Below are 18,281 nucleotides of genomic sequence, written 5' to 3'. Positions count from 1 at the left end.
CCGCCGCCCGGTCAGCTCGGCCGGACGCGCAGCCCGAACATCCCGCCGTCGACGGTCAGCACGGTACCGGTGACGCCACCCGCCCCGGAGCCCGCCAGGTAGGCGATGGCCTGCGCCACCTCATCGGCCGAGACGAGACGTCCGGACGGCTGACGGGCTTCGAGGGCGGCGCGTTCGGCGACCGGGTCCGGCGCGGAGTCGAGCAGCCGCCCGACCCACGGGGTGTCCACGGTGCCGGGCGCGACGCAGTTGACCCGGACGCCCTCGCGCACGTGGTCGGCGGCCATCGCCAGGGTCAGCGCGTGCACCGCGCCCTTGCTCGCCGAGTACAGGGCGCGCTGCGGCAGCCCGGCGAGCCCGGCGATCGAGCAGGTGTTGACGATCGCGGCGCGCTCCGAGCGGCGCAGCAGGTCCATCGCGGCGCGGCTCGCGCGGGCGATGCCGACGACGTTGAGGTCCAGCACCCGGTGCCACTCGGCGTCGTCGTTGGCGGTGACGTCGCCCTGCGCGCCGATGCCCGCGTTGTTCACCAGCACGTCCAGGCCGCCGAACTCCCGCCGCACGGTGTCCACCGCGGCGCGCACCGACCCGTCGTCGGTGACGTCGCAGGGCACCCCGAGCAGTCCGTCCTCGGTGGATTCGGCCACGTCCAGCACCGCCACCCGCGCGCCCCGGTCGCGCAGCAGTCGCGCCGCGGCCAGGCCGATGCCCGAAGCGCCGCCGGTGACCGCCGCGGTGGCGCCGTCGAAGTCGCCCATCGCTCTCCCCGACTGATCGATCGTTGCCCCGGATGTATAACCGTTCGCCGCGCAGGAATCCAGAGGCCGGTGGGTGCCGGATCGCGGTCGCGCGCTAGAAAGGGCGGATGCGTTGCCTCGTGCTGGGCTTGGACGTCGGCGGCACCTCCAGCCGGGCGCTGGTCGCCGACCTCGACGGCCGGGTGCTCGGCACCGGTTCCGCCGCGGGCGGCAATCCGCAGTCGCACCCGCTGGGCGAGGCCGTCGAGCAGGTGCTCACCGCCGCGCGGAGCGCGTTGGGCGGGCTGGACCCGGCCGAGGTGCGGCGCACCGCGGTCGGCCTGGCGGGGGTGAGCCGGTTCGCCGACCCGGCGGTCGCCGGCCGCTTCGACGAGGGCTGGCGGCGGCTCGGCCTGGGTGGGCCCGTGGCGGTGGTCGGCGACTGCGACGTCGCGTTCGCCGCCGGGACTCCCGCCGCGTCCGGGACGGTGCTCGTCGCGGGGACCGGGTCGATCGCCGCGCGCGTCGAGCAGCACCGGGTGACCGGCACGGCGGGCGGGCACGGCTGGCTGCTCGGCGACGAGGGATCGGCGTTCTGGTTGGGCCGCGAAGCGGTCCGCGCCGCGCTGCGCGCCCTGGACCGCGCCGAGGCCCCGGGACCGCTCGGCCGCGCGGTGCTGGACCGCTGGGCGCCGGAGCCGACCGACCGGCGGCGCGCCCTGATCACCGCCGCCAACGCGGGCCCGCCGATCCGGCTCGCCGAACTCGCGCCGCTGGTCACCACCGCCGCCGAGGACGACCCGGTGGCCGCCGAGATCCTGCGGCGCGCCGCGACGCTGCTGGCCGCGGCGGTCGCCGACGCGGGCGGGGACGGACCGGTGGTGCTGGCAGGCGGCCTGCTCGACGGCGGACCGCTGGACGCCGCGGTGCGCGCCGAACTCGCCGAGCGCGGCCGGACCGATCCGCGCGCCGCCGGACCGGGAGCGGCCGGAGCGGCGTGGCTCGCGGCGCGCGAGCTGGTCGACGACCCCGCCGCCCTCCACGCCCGCCTCCTGCCCTGACCCACCGCCTCACCCGGAAGTGTGCTGAGTGAGGGCACCCTTGTCCGAGTTACTCGGCGAGGGTGCCCCTCACCTGGTCAACTCGACGGGTGGTCAGCGGAGGTCGAGGGCGTCGAGGGCCTCGGCGATCACCGCGAGTTCGGCCTCGTCGGCCTCCACCAGGGGCAGCCGGAGTCCGCCGACGCGGCGCCCGGTCAGGTTCAGCGCGGCCTTGACCGGGATCGGGTTCGTGGTGGTGCCCAGCGCGCGGTAGAGCGGCTTGAGCTCGTCGTCGATCTCGGCGCGCCGCTCGGGCTCGTCGACCATCCGCCGCATCCGGGGGCCGACGAGGTGGCTGGCCACCAGGATGCCGCCGCAGCCGCCGAACTCCAGGGTCGGCAGGAAGGCGTCGTCGTTGCCCGCGTAGACGCCGAGCCCGTCGATCGGCCCCAGCGCGCTGTTGTCGGCCTGCTTGACGTAGTCCACGCGCTCGATCTGGGCGAGCTCGGCGAGCAGGTCGGGCGGCAGGTCGAGGCTGGTGCGGCCGGGGATGTTGTAGAGCACCACGGGCTTGTCGGTGGCCGCGGCGATCTCGCCGAAGTGCCGGACCAGCCCGCGCCGGTTCGGCTTGTTGTAGTACGGGGTCACCGAGAGCACGCCGTCGGCGCCGTGCTCGGTGGCCCGCTCGGTCATCTCGCAGGCGTGCCGGGTGTCGTTGGAGCCGGTGGAGGCGATCACGGTGGCGCCCTCGGGGCGCTCGGCGCAGGCCAGCTCGATCAGCCGCAGGTGCTCCTCGGCGGTCAGCGTCGGCGCCTCGCCGGTGGTCCCGCACACCACGACACCGTCCGAACCGGTGGCGATCAGGTGGTGGAACAGCGACACGAAGGCGTCCTCGTCGACCCGCAGGTCGTCGTCGAACGGGGTGATGATCGCGGTGAGCACGGCGCCGAGAGACATGGCCGCATTCTGCGCCCCGGCCGCACCCGTTGTCATGTCAGCCCCGCAGTGGTCACCTCCGCCGCCACGAAGCGCGGTCGGTGCCCGGACGACCGTGTCCGCGCGGGTTTCGCGGAGACAGCGCTTCGGGATGCCCTCGCGAAAAGAACCCGCGGGTGGCGAAAGCGGCGCCGCTCCCCCGACCGCGGGCGGCTTCAGCCGAGAGTGATGGAGTGAGGGGCACCCTGCACCCCGTTACGCGGTGCAGGGTGCCCCTCACTCACGTCCCGAACGGGTGGCGGGGGTGCGCGGGTGGCGCAGGCCGGGGTGGTCGTCGGGCAGCGCGCGGCGCAGCACCCACCAGCTCACCGCGACGCAGACCGCGACCAGCGGCCAGGTGAGCACCACCTGCGCGATGCCCAGCGGGATCACCAGCCCGGCCAGCCACAGCGGGATGAACACCACCAGCCGCACCAGGTACTGGCAGACCCACACCCAGCTCGCGCGGTTGTAGGCGCGCAGCAGTTCCGGATCGCGGCGCCAGCGCCTGCCCTGGCCGAGCACCGTGCCCAGCACGATGCCGAGGAACGGCCAGCGCACCACGATGCTCACCACCCAGGCCAGCGCGCTCGCGGCATTGGTCACCACCCGGACCAGGAAGAAGTCGACCGCGTCGCCGGTGCGCAGCGCGATGACCGCGCCGAGCAGCACCGCGAGCAGGCTCACCAGCACCGCCCCGGGGCGGGCGCCCCGGACCAGCCGCCACACCGCGATGATCGCGCTCACGGCGACGGCCAGCCCGCTGCCGAGCCCGATGGACTCGTCGCCGAGGTACCAGCCCAGCACGAACACGACCGGCGGCAGGCTGGCGTCGATCGCGCTGGTGCGACCGCCGAGCAGGTTCATCAGTGAGTCGCGCTCGGAGCCGTCCTCGGTGGTCGTGGTCTGGCGGTCGCGTGTCACACCACTGAGCCTGCCCTATCCTCGCCGCGCCGTGCACGCAGCGGTGGTGAGCGCCTCCCGGTGCCGGTGGCGGGCGGCGGTCACGCCGGGGCGAGGAGGTCGGCGAGCCGGCCCGCGATCGCCTTCTTGTCCGCCGGACCGCAGTTGATCACGTCCCGCCCGTCGACCCGCTCGCCGTGCAGGGCGAACCGGCCGAGGTCGTTGTCGAACCAGGTCAGGCCGGGTGCCCGCCGCCGGGCGCCGCGGCCGTCCGGGCCGGTGACCGCGAAGTGCCCGAGCCGGAACTTGGGCCGCGAGGTGAGCGCCCGCAGTTCGCCGAGCCCTTCGATGTCGGCGTCCGCGGGGTGCCCGTTGCTGCGGTCGGCGATCGCCCGGAGCATCGCGCCGCCGCCCTTCGGCGCGTCCGGCAGCAGGTCGGCGCAGGCCCGGGGCAGCTCGTCGGGGGCGAGGAAGCTCATCCGCAACCCGCGCCCGTCGAGCACGCCCACCACGCCGACCTCGCCGGTGGCCACCACCCGCGCGGCCAGCCGGTGCCCGGCGCGCACGTCGAGCAGGCCCGCCGCCGCGATCGCCACCTCCGAGGTGCACAGCAGGTAGAGGGCGTCCTCCACCTCCGGCTCGGGGCGCCCGGAGCGGGCCAGCCCGCTGGTCTCCAGCTCGCTCCACACCTGGTGGGCCAGCCGGTCGCGGTCCTCCGCCGACTCCCCGACGTGCGGTATCTCGAACGGGTACTGCCGCACGGTGAGGTTCAACCGCTCACCGAGCACGTCGACCGCGGGGATCGACAGCGTGATCGTCTCGACCATCACAGGCTCATTTCGGCTCGTGGGGGGGTCAGTGCCTGACTCGGAACCGGGACTTCCCGCACGAGGCGGGTCCGCGGGTTCCTCAGAAGTCCCGGTAGCTCGACGGCGCCTCGCCCAGCACGGGCGGTGCAACGAGCCGGCCGCCGCTGTCCTCCTCCTCGAACAGCTCGTCGGCCTCCACCAGGAACTGCGGCACGGCGCCGCCCTCACCGGCGCGGTAACCCCCGCCGTTGTGGAAGTCGCGGTCCTGCCTGCTGTCCTCCTTGAAGTCCTCCGGCGACCACTGCATGTTCCGGCCGTAGCTGACCTGCGCGCTGGCGCCGGACCAGCCGCCGCCCGAACCCTGCGGGCCGAAACCGCCGTCCGCGCGGGGCACGAACTTCGCGGCCCGCACGGGTGGGGACGCCGCCGGACGCGGTGGTTCCGGCGCCGACTCCGGCCGCTGCTGCTGGGGCGGCTGCTGGGTCTCGGGGCGCGGCGGCGCGGGAGGTGGCGGGCCGGCGGGCCCGCCCGGTCGCGGCGGTGCCCCGTGCGGCGCGGGCATCCCCCCGGGCGGCGACGGCGGACCCGGCGGCACCGGCTGCGGACCGCTCGGCGGGCCCTCCCGGCGCGGACCGTCCTCCGGACGCGGCGGGCCGTCGGGACGCGGACCCATCGCGGGTTGCGGTCCGCTCGGCGGCCCCACCTGGTGCGACGGCGCCCCCGCCTGGGGCTGCGGACCACTCGGCGGACCCTGGCGGCGCGGGTCCTCCCCCGGAGTCGGCTGCGGGCCATCGGGACGCTGTCCCATCGCAGGTTGCGGACCGCTCGGCGGCCCCGCCTGGGGCTGCGGTCCGCTCGGCGGACCTTCGCGGCGCGGACCGTCCTCCGGACGCGGCGGCGGGCCGTCGGGACGCGGACCCTGCGGACCGCCCGGCGGCACCGGCGAGGCGCCCTCCTCCGGGCCCGGACCCCCGTGGGGCGACGGACCGCTCGGCGGGCCCTGGCGGCGCGGATCCTCCCCCGGAGTCGGCTGCGGACCGCCCGGCGGCACCGGCGAGGGTCCTCCCTCCGGGCCGTGGCCGACCTGGGGCTGCGGTCCGCTCGGCGGACCTTCCCGACGCACGCCGTCCCCGGGAGTCGGGGGCGGACCATCGGGACGCGGACCCATCGCGGGCTGCGGACCGCTCGGCGGCCCCACCTGGGACTGCGGTCCGCTCGGCGGCGGCTCGCTCGGCGGCACCGGCGACGTGCCCTCGTCCGGACGCGGGCCCACGGCCGGTTGCGGACCGCTCGGCGGGCCCTCCCGGCGCGGACCGTCCTCCGGTCGCGGTGGCACCGGCGGCGGTGGCCCGGCCAGGTCGGGCCGCCGCGGCATCCCCTCGGGGCGCGGCGGTTCCGGGGGCGGCGGTCCGGCGGGGGCCTCGGCGTGCGGCGGTCCGGGCACCGCGGGGCGCGGACCGGTCTCCGGCCGCGGGGCGCCCGCGGGCGGCGGGCCGCTCGTCGGTCCCTCCGGTCGCGGCGCGTCGGGCGCACCGCCTCCGCGAGGAGCCGCCGGACCGCCGTGCGGTCGGGGCTCACCGGTCGCGGGCTCCGGCGGCGGGCCGTCCTGCGGGCGCGGCGCGGGCTCGGCGGTGTCCGCGGTGAACACGCCGCCGACCTGCTGCACCGGCAGCGGCCCGCTCGTCGGGGCTTCGGGGCGCGGCGGGAAGCTCAGCGGCGCGTCCATCGGCGGCGCGGCGGCCGGATCGGACGTGGGCGTGCGCACCTCGGGTCGCTGCCCGGCGGGCGGCATCGGCGGTCGGCCGGGCGGCGCCGGAGCGCCGCGGCGCGGCTCGTCGCGGGGCGGGCCGCCGGGGGCGAGCAGTCCGCCGCTGGTCGCGGCGGGCGGAGCGGGCGGCGTGATCAGCTCGGACTCCCCGGGAGCGTCGAGCGCACCGCCGAAACCGGTGGGGCGCACGGGATCGGCGTCCAGCGAGCCGGACATCCCGGTGGGGGGCTGCGGCGATTCCGCGCCGCCGAGGTCGCCGGAGAGCACGGGCACGCCACCGCCCGGCGTGGGCGTGGCGGAGTGCCTGCGCGGCTGCTGCGGGCCCTGCCGCCGCTGCTCGTGCTCGAAGCGGTCCGGGAGCTGCTCGATGCGCTCCCACAGCGCGAAGGGGTGCGGTTCGGCGGCCAGCGCGGCGAACTCGCCGCGCAGGTCGAAGCGGCGCGGTCCCGGGGCCGGGGCGCGCGGCGGACCGGCCGGTGGCGGACCGCCGGGCGGCGGGCCGGGTTCGGCGCCGAGCGAGCCGCGCAGCGGCGGACCGGCGGGCGGCGGGCCACCCGGTCCGGGTGCCCGTCGTGGACCCGCGGGCCCCGGCGCGGACGCCGGGTTCTGCGGTGACGTCACGATTCCCCCAGGTACTCGAAGCGTTCGGGGCGCGTCGGCTCCGGACGGTTCCGGGCGAACGCACTCACACCGACGCAGCAGGACATGCCGTCGTTCCCCACTCAGTAGATCGCGAGTGCGTCGACGGGGCGGTAGCGCCGCGCCCGCGAGGCCGCGGTACGTGCTGCCACCTGCGTCGATCGCGACATCACGAGCCCCCTCGTTGCTTTTGCTACCGCCGAAGGACACTAGCAGTTGAGGTTCACCCGTACCGGTGTTTCCACGAAGGACCACTCCCGGGAAGAACGGGCGCGGGACGGTGCGGTGCCACGACTTCCGGCCTCACCAGCCCCGATCGGGCAGCACCTCCACCACCCGGCGCGCGATCACCCCGCGCCGATCACCCGGACACCCTCCGCGAACCCGGGCGAGGGGCGGGCACCCGAACCGGCCACCCCCGGGCGCGTCCTCCGACCATGCCGGATGAAGGTGCCCCACTCGCGGGTCGGCGCGCACGCTCGGTGACGTCCCGCTCCGAGGCGGCCCGGATCACCCGGACGGCCCCGTTTTCCTAGACATCCGCGTGCCGTTAATCACGAAGTCCCGTACCGACGGTGGCGTAGGTAGAGGTCGGCGGACCACTGTGGTCCGGGTGCCGCCGCCCAGCGCCGGAGCGGGCGCTCCGACGGCGGCGGACCGAACCGAACTGGAGAGGGCGGAAAGGACTGGCAATGGGTGCGGGAGCGAAGTCGACGCGGTGGGACAGCCTGGTCGCGCTGGGTGACAGCTTCACCGAAGGGCTCGCCGACCTCCGGCCCGACGGCGGCTTCCGGGGCTGGGCCGACCGGCTGGCCGAGCACCTGGGCGAGCACGAACCCGGCCTGCGCTACGCGAACCTCGCGGTGCGCGGCAAGCTGCTCCGGCAGATCGTCGAGTCCCAGGTGCCGCAGGCCGTGGCGCTGCGCCCCGGCCTGGTGTCGTTCACCGCGGGCGGCAACGACATCATCCGGCCCGGCGGTGATCCCGACGAGCTCGCGGCGCTGTTCGAGGACGCGGTCGGCCGGCTGCGGGCCACCGGCGCGGACGTGCTGATCGGCACCGGCTTCGACACCCGGGACACCCCGGTGCTGCGCCGGTTGCGCGGCAAGGTCGGCACCTACAACGCGCACCTGCGCGCCATCGCCGACAAGCACGGCTGCTACGTGCTGGACCTGTGGTCGATGGGCGTGCTGCGGGATTCCCGGTCGTGGAGCGCGGACCGGCTGCACCTGGCCGCCGACGGGCACCGGCGCGTCGCGCTGCGGGCCTGCGAGGCGCTCGGCGTGGCGACCGCCGAGGACTGGCGGGATCCGCTGCCGTCGCTGCCGCAGGCGCCGTGGCGGGCCCAGCGCGCCCAGGACATCCGGTGGGCGCGGGAACACCTGGCGCCGTGGATCAGCAGGCGGCTGCGCGGTCGCTCCAGCGGCGACGGCCGCGGCCCCAAGCGCCCCGAGCTGGAACGGCTCTGAACGCGGCGGTCCCGCACCGAACGCGGACCGGCGAAGAAACGAAAGTGCGGACCTTCGGGGCTTCTCACATCCCCACCCCGAACCCGAAGGCCCGCACTCACCCCCACACGTCCACCCGGGACGGACACGCATCCCGGATGCCCCTCCCCCTTGCGGCCGTCCCGGCCGGATGACCCGACCGGGACGGCCGGGCGACCCGATCCCCCCTGTGGACTCCCCCAGCAGCCGCCCTAGGTGTGCGGATCGTGCACGGTTGACCCGCACGATGACCACGTTCCCAGGCGGCGCTAAGCCAGCGCTAAACGCTCGCTAAACGCTGTGCGCCCGGGGTGGTGGCGGGTCGGTGAGCTCGTCGAGCCGGGCCCGCACCTCGGTGGCGTCCGGCAGTCCGCTGGTCTCGAAGATGGCCAGCGCGGTCTCCCAGCGGGTTCGGGCCACGGCGAGGTCGCCGCGCAGCCGGGCGGCGTTGCCGAGCCCGCGGTGCGCGGCGGCCTGGCGGGTGGCCGAACCGCAGCGCAGCGCGACGTCCAGCGCCTCGTGGTGGTAGCGCTCGCCCTGCTCGGTGCGGCCGAGCTCGATGCTGACCTCGCCGCAGTTGTTCAGCACCATCGCCAGCGTTTCGAGGTCGTCGACCTCCCGGTAGATCGCCTCGGCCTCGCGCAGGTGCGCCAGCGCGGCGTCCAGCTTGCCGCTGACCTGCTCGACCTGGGCGAGGTTGTTCAGCGCCCCGGCCTCGAAGTAGCTGTCGCCGAGCGAGCGGTAGAGCCGCAGCGCGTCCTCGCAGTGCACCCGGGCCTCGTCGAAGCGCTCCAGTCTGATCAGCACCGCGCCCATGTTCACCTGCGACAACGCCTGCCAGGACGGATCTCCGGTGCTCACCGCGACCCGGTGCGACTCGGCGTAGTGCGCCAGCGCCACCTCCGGCTCGCCGGAGCGGGAGTAGACGACGCCGAGCCCGGCCATCATGAGCAGGTTGCCCACCGGGTCGGACACCGCCCGCGCCGAGGCCAGCCCCTCGGAGTAGATCCGGATCCAGTCCTCCCACGGGCAGCGCACCATCAGGTAGTTGAACTGCAACCGCACCAGCGGCCAGACCAGGTCGTGCAGCCCCTCGGCGCCGGCCGCGCGGATCGCCGCCACCAGGTTCGGCCACTCGGCGTCGAACCACTCCAGCGCCTCGGCCCGGCCGGTGATCGACGCGCACAGCGGCACCGAGCCGCGTTCGGCGGTGTAGTCCAGCTCGTCGCGGGCCGGGCGCAGGAACCGGCGGGCGTGGTCGGCGACGACGAGGTAGTGGTGCAGCAACCGGCGCAGCGGCTCGGTGCGGCCTTCCGGCGCGCGCTCGGCGAACAGCTCCCGGGAGTAGACGCGCAGCAGGTCGTGCATCCCGAAGCGGTCCGGTTCCGGCTCGGTGACCAGGTGCGCCAGCGCCAGGGCGCGGAGCCTGCGGTGCGCGCTGGGCACGTCGGTGGCGCACAGCGCGGCCACCGCGTGCGCCGTGAAGGTCAGGCCGGGGACCAGCCCCACCAGCCGGAACGCGTCGGCGTGCACCGGCGGCAGGCTGCGGTAGGAGATGTCGAAGGCGCGGCGGACGCTGGTGTCGGCGTCGTCGATGTCCAGCGCGTGCAGCCGGTTGTCCTCGTCGGTGAGCTCGGCGACCAGGTCGGACACCTCGCGCGCCGGGGTGGCGGCCAGCCGGGCGGCGGCGATCCGCAGCGCCAGCGGCAGCCCGCCGCACAACCGGGCCAGCTCGGCCGCCGCGCCGGGTTCCCGGGCGAGCTTGCCGGGCACGCCCGAGCGGTCCAGCAGCGCGATGGCGCTGTCGGTGGACAGCGTCTCCACCGGCAGCACCCGGGCGCCGCTGCGCACCACCAGCCCGTCCAGCCGCCGCCTGCTGGTCACCAGCACCACCGATTCGGAGCTGCCGGGCAGCAGCGGTCGCACCTGCTCGGAGTCGCGGGCGTCGTCGAGCAGCACCAGCACCCGGCGGTCGGCCAGCAGCGAGCGGTAGAGCGCGGTGCGGTCGTCGAGGTCCGGCGGGATCGCGTCGGCGGCCACCCCGAGGGTCTTCAACATGCTGGTCAGCGCCTCGCCGGGGGCCAGCGGCGCGCGTTCGGACTCGAACCCGCGCAGCGAGGCGTAGAGCTGGCCGTCCGGGAACTCCGCCGCGACCCGGTGCGCCCAGGTCACCGCCAGCGCGCTCTTGCCGACGCCCGCGGTGCCGGTGACCACGGCGAGCAGGTTCGCCGAACCGCGTTCCCGCTCGGCCAGCATCCGGTCCAGCGCGGCGAGTTCGCGGCGGCGGCCGACGAAACCGGCCGGCGCGGGCGGCAGTTCGGCGGGCACCGGGCGGCGCATCCCGATCGCGGCGTCCTGCCGCTGCTGCGGGTTGAGCAGCGCGTCGTCGTCGCGGAGCAGCCGTTCGTAGAGGTCCCGCAGCTCCGGACCGGGGTCGATGCCGAGTTCACCGGACAACCGGTGGCGCAGCGCGTGGTACCGGGCCTGCGCCTCGGCGCGGTGCCCGGCGCGGTAGTGGGCGAGCATGAGCTGCCCGGTGAGCCGTTCGCGCAGCGGGTACCGGTCGGCCAGCGCGGACAGCTCCAGCACCAGGTGGTGGTGCCTGCCGAGTTCGAGGTCGGCGGCCACCCGCTCCTCCAGGGTGAGCAGCCGCATCTCCTCCAGCGCGGGCGCGTGCATCCGGTGCAGGCGGGTGGTTTCCAGGTCGGCGAGGACGGGACCGCGCCACAGCTCCAGCGCCTCGGCGAGCACCGCCGACCGCTGCTCGGCGTCGAGCTCGCGGGCGCGGGCGATCAGCGCTTGGGCGCGGCGGACGTCGATGCGCTCGCCGGAGATCCGCAGCTCGTAGCCCGGTGGGCGGGTGATCAGCTCGGGGTCGCCGTCGCGGGCGGCGGCGAACAGCTTGCGCAGCCCGGAGATGTCGCCGTGCACGATGGTCCGCGCGGTGGCCGGCGGCTCGCGGTCCCACAGGGTGTCGATCAGACGGTCCATCGACACGACCTGGTTCGATTCCAGCAGCAGGCACGCCAGCAGCGCGCGCACCCTGCTGCTGCCCAGCGGGCGCGCCCCACCGTCGAGCCGCACTTCCAGCGGCCCGAGCAGGCGGAACTCGAAGCCCGCACCCGGAGCCTGGCGCGCCATCATCACCGACTTCGACCTCGTGAGCGGATTGTTGAGACGTCAAGTCTCGTCCACGGCGGTGCCCGGCGTCCATACCGCCGGGACCGACTCACCGTAGTGATCGCTCACTCGGCGGGGGTCGGCACACCCGGCTCGGTTCACCCTGATGGCGGTACGTCCGGACGGTACGAACCCGACCATCCGGTCGCACGCGGCGAGCGTCACGTAACCGGCGTTCGGCCGAGCGTCTCCCGACTTCCGGAGGGGCCAAGTAGAGTCACCCGCGACCGTGCAGCCGCCCGAGGCCACCGCAGAAGGAGCTCCAGACACCGTGCCCGAGCCGTCAGTGGTCGACCGCGCCGTCGCGTGCCTGCTCGGCGGAGCCCTCGGCGACGCGCTCGGACTGCCGGTGGAGTTCACCGCGCTGCCCGACATCCGCACCGAGCACGGCGACACCGGGATCACCGAACCGCCGCCGCAGGCGCTGCTCGGCGACTCGACGCAGCTCACGTTGTTCACCGGCGAGGGCTACCTGCACGCCTGGACCACCGGCAACAGCGGCGGGCCGTGGCGACCGGTCGAGTCCACCGCCGCCGCCTACCGCCGGTGGCTGCTCACCCAGCAGGAGCACAAGCCGGCCCCCGGGGTCACCGGGCTGCTCGCCGAGGCGGAGCTCTACGCCAACCGGACGCCCGGGCTGACCAGCCTGCGCGCGCTCCAGGAACCCGACCTCGGCACGCCGGAACGTCCGCGCAACACCTCCAAGGGCTGCGGCGCGGTGAACCGGGCGGCCCCGGCCGGTTTCGCCCCGACCGCCGAGATGGCCTACCAGCTGGCCTGCCAGTTCGGCGCGCTCACCCACGGCGGCACCGGCGGGTGGACCTCGGCCGGGGCGATGGCGGTGCTGGTGCACCTGCTCGCCGTGCAGGACCGCAGGCTGCCCGCCGCGGTGGACCAGGCCGCCGGGCGCGCGTTGCGGGAGGACACCGAGACGGCGATCGCGCTGGCCGAGGCGGCCACCCTGGCCCGGTTGGGCGCCGACCTCGGCCACGTCGAACGGCTCGGCAAGGGCTGGATCGGACCGGAAGCGCTGGCCATCGGGGTCTACTGCGCGCTGGCGCTGCCCAAGCCCGAGCAGTTCACCGACGCGCTGCGGCTGGCCGCGAACCACTCCGGGCACAGCGACTCGACGGCGGCGATCACCGGCAGCCTGCTCGGCGCCCGGCACGGCACCGCGGTACTGCCGCGCTCCTGGCTGGCCCGGCTCGAACTGGCCGACGTCGTCGAGCGCATCGGCCACGACCTCGGCGCCTCCTGCTGCGGCGCCCAGTTCAACCAGCGCCGCTACCTCGGCCTCACCGACCCCACCGCCTGACCTGGATGCGGGGCACCTTCACCCGGCCACGTCGGATGAAGGTGCCCCTCAGCTCGCCTCACCCGTCCGTGAAGTGAGTGAGGGGCACCCTTGCCCGAGTTACTTGGGCAAGGGTGCCCCTCACCTACGTCCCGAACGGGTGAGCGCGGTCGGACGTCGTGGTCGACCGGGCTCGACGCGTCGGCCTTGACCCTGCCCCGAGGGCACGGTGTGGAGTGCTCCACGACGAGACCGACCGGGGAGCGTGGACGGATGGAACGACGATGGGGTGCCGGCCGGAGTGCGGCCGTGCTGGCCGTGCTCGGCCTCACCGGGACCGCGGTCGGGATGCCCGCCGTGGCCGCCGAGCCGGGCGGGGAACCCGCGGCGCAGGTGCGGTGGGGCGCGTGCCCCGAGGGCGTTGACGACCCCGCCATCCCCTCGCGGTTGCAGTGCGCCACCGTGCCGGTGCCGCTCGACTACAGCGATCCCGGGGGCGCGACGATCGAGCTCACGATCTCCCGGCTGGCCAGCACCAACCCGGACCAGCGGCGCGGCGTGCTGCTGCTGAACCCGGGCGGTCCGGGCGGAACGGGGTTGGACCAGCCCGAATTCCTGGCCGCCCAGGGAATGCCGAACAGCGTCCTGGACAGCTACGACCTGATCGGCATGGACACCCGCGGGGTCGGGCATTCGACACCGATGAGCTGCGGATTCACCACCGATCAGGCGTACCTCGGCAACATCCCGCCGTACGCGGTCGACGAGGCGGCGGTCGCCGAGCAGGCGAAAATCGCCCAGGGGGTCGCCGAGCAATGCGCGGCGAACGACAGCCGGCTGCCGCACCTCTCGACGGCGAACATGGCCCGCGACCTCGACGAGATCCGGGCCGCGCTCGGCGAGGAGAAGGCCAGCTTCCTCGGCTACTCCTACGGGACCGCGCTCGGTGCCGCGTTCGCCTCGATGTTCCCCGAGCGCTCCGACCGGATCGTGCTGGACAGCAACATCGGCGACACCCACCTGACCCACGAGGGGATGCGCAGGTACGGCCGGGGCATGGAGGAGACGTTCCCGGACTTCGCGCGGTGGGCCGCCGCCCGGCACGGCAGCTACGGCCTGGGCCGCACGCCGGAGGAGGTGCGTGCGACCTACTTCACCCTCGCCGAGCGGCTCGACGAGACGCCGGTGGACGGGATCAACGGCGGGCTGTTCCGGCTGGCCACCTTCGCCTCGCTCTACAACGAGAAATCGTACGGGCAGATGGCGCAGACCTGGCAGTCGCTGCTCGACGGCGGAACGGCACCCGCGAACCTCCCCCGGCACCCGCGGCGCCCTCGCCGAACGACAACGCCTGGTCGGTCTTCCTCGCGGTGACCTGCAACGACGTCGAATGGCCCGAGGACGTCGGGACCTACCAGCGCGCCGTCGCCGAGGACCGCGAGAAGCACCCGCTCTACGGCGCCGCCGCCGCCAACATCATGCCCTGCGCCTACTGGCAGCAGGGGCCGAGCGAGCCGCCGGTGGCGGTGGACGACGACGGGCCGACCAACGTCCTGGTCGTGCAGAACCAGCGCGACCCGGTCACCCCGCTGCGCGGCGGGGAGCTGATCGACGAGAAGTTCGGCGACCGGTCCCGGCTGGTCAGCGTCGACGCGAGCGGGCACGGGGCCTACGTCCTGGGCGACAACCCCTGCGCGCTGAACGTCACCACGAAGTACCTGGTCGACGGCACGATGCCCGAACAGGACATGACCTGCGAAGCGGCCCCGAAGTCAGACTGATCCCCACGACGCCGAGCCCTGCGACGCCGTCCCACCACCTGAACTGAGTGAGGGACACCTTGTCACCACGTGACGTGGTACAGGGTGCCCCTCACCTACGTCCCGAACGGGTGAGCGGGCCGGAACGGGAGTTCAGCTCTCGAAGCGACCGGTCCTGATCGCTGCGACGAACCGCGACCACTGCGCACCCGTCGCGGTGAAGTATCCGGCTGCCCGGTCCTTGGTGTCGCGGACCCCGACGGCCTCACCGGAGAAGCCGACCTCGACGCAGTTGTTGGCGCCACCACTGCTGCGGCTGCTCTTCCGCCACGATGCGCCCGCCAGGTCTGGGTTCATCATTCCTCACCACTCACGACAGTCGAGCGATTGCCTTGTCCAGCACGGCGAGTGCCTCACGCTCTCCCAGAGCCGAAGCGCACAGCCGCGAGAACACCAGCTCGTACACATCTGTGTGGGAGCGCTTGTCCCAGAAGTCCGAGCTCGTCAGGTCTTCGAGGTAAGCGTACGTCGCTCCGGCTTCGTCGAGGTCGAGCAGCGTGAAGCCCGTTTCCAACGACGCGTGCTCTCCGGCCGCGAAGGTGAGCACCTGCAAGGTGACATTCGGCCGAGAGGCAGCTTCCCGAAGTGCCTCGACCTGGTTCAGCAGCACCGATGGACCTCCGACTTCCCGCCACAGAGCGGCTTCGCCCAGGACTACGTGCACTGCGGCGGCACGATTCAGGATTTCGCTTCGTGCGAGCCGGTTGTGCACGGACCGGTCCATCTCCGCTGGCGCAACAACGACAGAAGTGGATAGCACAGCACCGTCGAACTGGTCGCCCTCGGCAGGTGCCTCGCCCGCCACGCCCGCTGCGGGCGGCACGGCCGCGCGGGACCGGACGCCACCACCGTCGGCCAGCTCCTCGACCGGTGCCGCCCCGAACCTCCGGCGCCCCGACCGCCGCGCCGGGTCACGATCCGGGGCGACCTCGCCGGCGCCCTGGCCGACGAGCCCACTCGCCTGCTCCCCCGCGTCGAGCCGGAACCGGCCCGCGATCCCGAACTCCTGCGCCGCGTCCTCGCCGGGCTCCGCGCCCTCTGACCGCACGCATGTTTGGACCGACGATCACGTCGGTACCCCGGCGGCGGAGTGGAGAGGAGCTGTGCGGTGGCCGATCGAATCGCTGACGTGTGGGGGGCGCGCACCCCGTTCGGCCCGGGCGGCAGTTGGCCCGAGCGCGTCGACGAGCACCTCACCGTGCCCCGCGAGGACGTGCAGCGGTGGGTGCCGTCGGCTTGCGTGCTGTGCTCCAACGGGTGCGGCGTGGACATCGCCGTGGCCGACGGCCGCATGGTGGGCGTCCGCGGGCGCGCCGAGGACCGGGTCAACCGGGGGCGGCTCGGCCCCAAGGGCCTGTTCGGCTGGCAGGCCACCCACTCCGAGGACCGGCTGACCCGCCCGCTGGTCCGCGTCGACGGGGAGCTGCGGCCGACCGACTGGGACACCGCGATGGACGCCGTGGTGCGGCGCTCGCGGCAGGTGCTGGCCGAGCACGGACCGCTGGCGATGGGGTTCTACACCAGCGGCCAGCTCTTCGCCGAGGAGTACTACGCGCAGGCCAAGATCGTCCGGGGCGGGATCGGCACGCCGCACCTCGACGGCAACACCCGGTTGTGCACGGCGACCGCCGAGTGGGCGCTGGTGGAGAGCTTCGGCAGCGACGGCGATCCCGGCTCCTACACCGACATCGACGAGTGCGACGCGCTGCTGCTGGTCGGCCACAACGTCGCCGAGACCCAGACCGTCCTGTGGAGCAGGATGCTCGACCGGCTGCACGGCCCCGACCGGCCGGGGCTGGTGGTCATCGACCCCCGCCGCACGCCCACCGCCCGCGAAGCCGACGTGCACCTCGCGGTGCGGCCCGGCACCAACGTGGCGGTGCTCAACGCGCTGCTGCACGAACTCATCGCCCACGACCGGATCGACCGCGACTTCCTCGCCGCGCACACCACCGGGTTCGACGCGCTGGCCGAGGTCGTCGCCGACTACCCGCCGGAACGGGCCGCCGAGGTGTGCGATGTGCCCGCGGAGTCGATCCGGCGGGCCGCCCGGGTCATCGGGGACTGCGAGCGGCTGGTGTCGACGGTGCTGCAGGGCGTCTACCAGTCCCACCAGGCCACCGCGGCAGCCGTGCAAGTGAACAACATCAACCTGGTGCGCGGCATGATCGGCCGGCCGGGCGCGTCGGTGTTCCAGATGAACGGCCAGCCCACCGCCGAGAACACCCGCGAAACAGGGGCGGACGGGACGCTGCCCGCCTACCTCAACTGGCAGAACGACGCGCACGTGCGGCGGTTGGCCGAAGTCTGGAACGTCGAGGTGCCGCGGATCCCGCACTGGGGCCCGCCGACGCACGCCATGGAGATCTTCCGGCACTGCGAGCAGGGCACGATCCGGTTCCTCTGGATCACCGGGACCAACCCGGCGGTGTCCCTGCCCGAACTGCGGCGCATCCGGTCGATCTGCGCTCGGGACGGCCTGTTCCTGGTGGTCTCCGACGCCTTCCCCACCGAGACCACCGAACTGGCCGACGTGGTGCTGCCCGCCGCGCTCTGGGGCGAGAAGACCGGCTGCTTCACCAACGCCGACCGCACCGTCCACCTGTCCGAGCAGGCGATCGAACCCCCGGGCAGGCCCGCAGCGACTTCGCCGCGCTGCTGGACTACGCCGACCGGATGGGGCTCACCGACCGGGACGGCGCCGCGCTGATCGACTGGCGAGGGCCCGAGGACGCCTGGCGCGAGTTCACCGAGCTCACCCGGGGCCGGCCCTGCGACCAGTCCGCCCTGGACTACCGGGCGTTGCGGGAGCGTCCCGGCATCCAGTGGCCGTGCACCGACGACGCCCCCGAGGGCACCGCGCGGCTCTACGCCGACCACCGCTTCCCCACCGGCGTCGCCGAGTGCGAGGACTTCGGGCACGACCTGCTCACCGGCGCCCAGCACGAACCGGACGAGTACGCCGCGCACGACCCGGCGGGGCGCGCGGTGCTCAAGGCGGCGCACCACCACCCGCCGCACGAGCAGGTGGACGAGGACTACCCGCTCCGGTTGACCACCGGCCGCCACGTCCACCACTGGCACACCCGCACCAAGACCGCCCGGGTCGCGCCGCTCCAGGACGCCGCCCCGACGATGTGGGTGGAGCTGCACCCCGACGACGCCGCCCGGCTCGCCATCGCCGAGGGCGACCGGGTCCGGGTGGCGTCGCGGCGGGGCTGCATCGAGGCACCGGCCCGGCTGCGCGGCCACCGGCCGGGAGTGGTGTTCGCACCGTTCCACTACGGCTACTTCGACCAGGACGGCGGGCACGAGCGGGCGGCCAACGAACTCACCCGCACCGAGTGGGACCCGGTGTCCAAGCAGCCGCTCTACAAGGTCGCCGCCGTCCGCGTCAGCAAGGTGGAGCAGCCGTGAGGGGCCAGGTCGCCGCGCTGCTGGGCCAGTTGCACGACGCCGAGGCCGAGCTGGCCGCGGCGTTGCGCGAGGTCGCCGGGCGCCACGCCGACGACGCGGGCACCCACCACCCGTGCCGGACGCTGGCGGTGCAGTGCGACGAGCACGCCCGGCACCTGCGCGACCAGGCCACCCGGCTCGGCGAACCCCCGCCCGCGCACCCGGACCGGGTG

Annotated in this window: 16 protein-coding genes; 7 read left to right on the top strand and 9 right to left on the bottom strand. The window is 74.6% G+C overall.

Annotated features, from left to right (window positions below; translation table 11 throughout):
- Window positions 1-11: 11 nt before the first annotated feature.
- Window positions 12-758, bottom strand: coding sequence for an SDR family NAD(P)-dependent oxidoreductase (locus ACQP0T_RS02445; RefSeq protein WP_433871101.1), 747 nt, complete (start codon window positions 756-758; stop codon window positions 12-14).
- Between the two features lie 107 nt (window positions 759-865).
- Here ACQP0T_RS02445 and ACQP0T_RS02440 point away from each other — a divergent pair, with 107 nt between their 5' ends.
- Window positions 866-1,798 (top strand): N-acetylglucosamine kinase, encoded by a 933-nt coding sequence (locus ACQP0T_RS02440; protein WP_433871100.1) that lies wholly within the window; start codon window positions 866-868, stop codon window positions 1,796-1,798.
- A 93-nt stretch (window positions 1,799-1,891) separates the two neighbouring features.
- Here ACQP0T_RS02440 and dapA read toward each other — a convergent pair whose 3' ends face one another.
- From dapA to ACQP0T_RS02420, 4 genes are all read right to left on the bottom strand, one after another.
- A complete protein-coding gene (gene dapA, locus ACQP0T_RS02435) occupies window positions 1,892-2,734 on the bottom strand; it encodes a 4-hydroxy-tetrahydrodipicolinate synthase (protein WP_433871099.1) in 843 nt (280 codons plus the stop codon).
- Window positions 2,735-2,989: 255 nt separating this feature from the next.
- Window positions 2,990-3,676 carry a DUF3159 domain-containing protein gene (locus tag ACQP0T_RS02430; protein ID WP_433871098.1) on the bottom strand — a complete coding sequence of 229 codons (687 nt, stop codon included), beginning with the start codon at window positions 3,674-3,676 and terminating at the stop codon, window positions 2,990-2,992.
- 80 nt (window positions 3,677-3,756) lie between these two features.
- Window positions 3,757-4,482, bottom strand: coding sequence for an ESX secretion-associated protein EspG (locus ACQP0T_RS02425; protein WP_433871097.1), 726 nt, complete (start codon window positions 4,480-4,482; stop codon window positions 3,757-3,759).
- Between the two features lie 82 nt (window positions 4,483-4,564).
- The gene (locus ACQP0T_RS02420; RefSeq protein ID WP_433871096.1) at window positions 4,565-6,853 is read right to left on the bottom strand and encodes a hypothetical protein; all 2,289 of its coding nucleotides are present in this window, start codon (window positions 6,851-6,853) and stop codon (window positions 4,565-4,567) included.
- A 710-nt stretch (window positions 6,854-7,563) separates the two neighbouring features.
- Here ACQP0T_RS02420 and ACQP0T_RS02415 point away from each other — a divergent pair.
- A complete protein-coding gene (locus tag ACQP0T_RS02415; RefSeq protein WP_433871095.1) occupies window positions 7,564-8,340 on the top strand; it encodes an SGNH/GDSL hydrolase family protein in 777 nt (258 codons plus the stop codon).
- Window positions 8,341-8,649: 309 nt separating this feature from the next.
- On the opposite strand, the gene ACQP0T_RS02410 is transcribed toward ACQP0T_RS02415, so the two are convergent.
- Window positions 8,650-11,502, bottom strand: a complete 2,853-nt coding sequence (locus ACQP0T_RS02410) for a BTAD domain-containing putative transcriptional regulator (RefSeq protein ID WP_433871094.1) — start codon at window positions 11,500-11,502, stop codon at window positions 8,650-8,652.
- A 307-nt stretch (window positions 11,503-11,809) separates the two neighbouring features.
- Here ACQP0T_RS02410 and ACQP0T_RS02405 point away from each other — a divergent pair, with 307 nt between their 5' ends.
- The 3 genes from ACQP0T_RS02405 to ACQP0T_RS02395 all read left to right on the top strand — a co-directional run bounded on the left by ACQP0T_RS02405 (window position 11,810) and on the right by ACQP0T_RS02395 (window position 14,613).
- Complete coding sequence (locus tag ACQP0T_RS02405; RefSeq protein ID WP_345368193.1) at window positions 11,810-12,853, top strand: ADP-ribosylglycohydrolase family protein; 1,044 nt, start codon at window positions 11,810-11,812, stop codon at window positions 12,851-12,853.
- Window positions 12,854-13,105: 252 nt separating this feature from the next.
- The gene (locus ACQP0T_RS02400) at window positions 13,106-14,206 is read left to right on the top strand and encodes an alpha/beta fold hydrolase (RefSeq protein WP_433871093.1); all 1,101 of its coding nucleotides are present in this window, start codon (window positions 13,106-13,108) and stop codon (window positions 14,204-14,206) included.
- Window positions 14,203-14,613, top strand: a complete 411-nt coding sequence (locus tag ACQP0T_RS02395; RefSeq protein WP_433871092.1) for an alpha/beta hydrolase — start codon at window positions 14,203-14,205, stop codon at window positions 14,611-14,613. Before ACQP0T_RS02400 ends, ACQP0T_RS02395 begins: the two co-directional genes overlap by 4 nt.
- Before the next feature lie 132 nt (window positions 14,614-14,745).
- On the opposite strand, the gene ACQP0T_RS02390 is transcribed toward ACQP0T_RS02395, so the two are convergent.
- Complete coding sequence (locus tag ACQP0T_RS02390; protein ID WP_433871091.1) at window positions 14,746-14,952, bottom strand: DUF397 domain-containing protein; 207 nt, start codon at window positions 14,950-14,952, stop codon at window positions 14,746-14,748.
- 10 nt (window positions 14,953-14,962) lie between these two features.
- The gene (locus ACQP0T_RS02385) at window positions 14,963-15,700 is read right to left on the bottom strand and encodes a DUF5753 domain-containing protein (protein ID WP_433871090.1); all 738 of its coding nucleotides are present in this window, start codon (window positions 15,698-15,700) and stop codon (window positions 14,963-14,965) included.
- Window positions 15,701-15,760: 60 nt separating this feature from the next.
- Here ACQP0T_RS02385 and ACQP0T_RS02380 point away from each other — a divergent pair, with 60 nt between their 5' ends.
- Both ACQP0T_RS02380 and ACQP0T_RS02375 read left to right on the top strand, forming a co-directional pair.
- Window positions 15,761-17,362 (top strand): molybdopterin-dependent oxidoreductase, encoded by a 1,602-nt coding sequence (locus ACQP0T_RS02380; RefSeq protein WP_433871089.1) that lies wholly within the window; start codon window positions 15,761-15,763, stop codon window positions 17,360-17,362.
- On the top strand, window positions 17,329-18,069 hold the full coding sequence (locus ACQP0T_RS02375) for a molybdopterin oxidoreductase family protein (protein WP_433871088.1): 741 nt from the start codon (window positions 17,329-17,331) through the stop codon (window positions 18,067-18,069). The genes ACQP0T_RS02380 and ACQP0T_RS02375 overlap by 34 nt, the downstream gene beginning before the upstream one ends.
- Here the strand turns inward: ACQP0T_RS02375 and ACQP0T_RS02370 are convergent.
- The gene (locus tag ACQP0T_RS02370) at window positions 18,024-18,269 is read right to left on the bottom strand and encodes a hypothetical protein (RefSeq protein WP_433871087.1); all 246 of its coding nucleotides are present in this window, start codon (window positions 18,267-18,269) and stop codon (window positions 18,024-18,026) included. The two genes, ACQP0T_RS02375 and ACQP0T_RS02370, sit on opposite strands and share 46 nt — an antisense overlap.
- Window positions 18,270-18,281 lie beyond the last annotated feature (12 nt).

It is taken from the genome of Saccharopolyspora sp. CA-218241 (genome assembly GCF_050954615.1).
GTDB classification, from domain to species: domain Bacteria; phylum Actinomycetota; class Actinomycetes; order Mycobacteriales; family Pseudonocardiaceae; genus Saccharopolyspora; species Saccharopolyspora cebuensis.
The sequence above is the reverse complement of the archived record's forward strand: the minus strand, read 5'-3'. Positions and strand labels throughout refer to the sequence as shown.

Coding starts and splice junctions, on each gene's coding strand:
- ACQP0T_RS02445 (WP_433871101.1), bottom strand. CDS start 758: ATGGGCGACTTCGACGGCGCCACCGCGGCGGTCACCGGCGGCGCTTCG.
- ACQP0T_RS02440 (WP_433871100.1), top strand. CDS start 866: ATGCGTTGCCTCGTGCTGGGCTTGGACGTCGGCGGCACCTCCAGCCGG.
- dapA (WP_433871099.1), bottom strand. CDS start 2,734: ATGTCTCTCGGCGCCGTGCTCACCGCGATCATCACCCCGTTCGACGAC.
- ACQP0T_RS02425 (WP_433871097.1), bottom strand. CDS start 4,482: ATGGTCGAGACGATCACGCTGTCGATCCCCGCGGTCGACGTGCTCGGT.
- ACQP0T_RS02415 (WP_433871095.1), top strand. CDS start 7,564: ATGGGTGCGGGAGCGAAGTCGACGCGGTGGGACAGCCTGGTCGCGCTG.
- ACQP0T_RS02410 (WP_433871094.1), bottom strand. CDS start 11,502: ATGATGGCGCGCCAGGCTCCGGGTGCGGGCTTCGAGTTCCGCCTGCTC.
- ACQP0T_RS02400 (WP_433871093.1), top strand. CDS start 13,106: ATGGAACGACGATGGGGTGCCGGCCGGAGTGCGGCCGTGCTGGCCGTG.
- ACQP0T_RS02390 (WP_433871091.1), bottom strand. CDS start 14,952: ATGATGAACCCAGACCTGGCGGGCGCATCGTGGCGGAAGAGCAGCCGC.
- ACQP0T_RS02375 (WP_433871088.1), top strand. CDS start 17,329: ATGGGGCTCACCGACCGGGACGGCGCCGCGCTGATCGACTGGCGAGGG.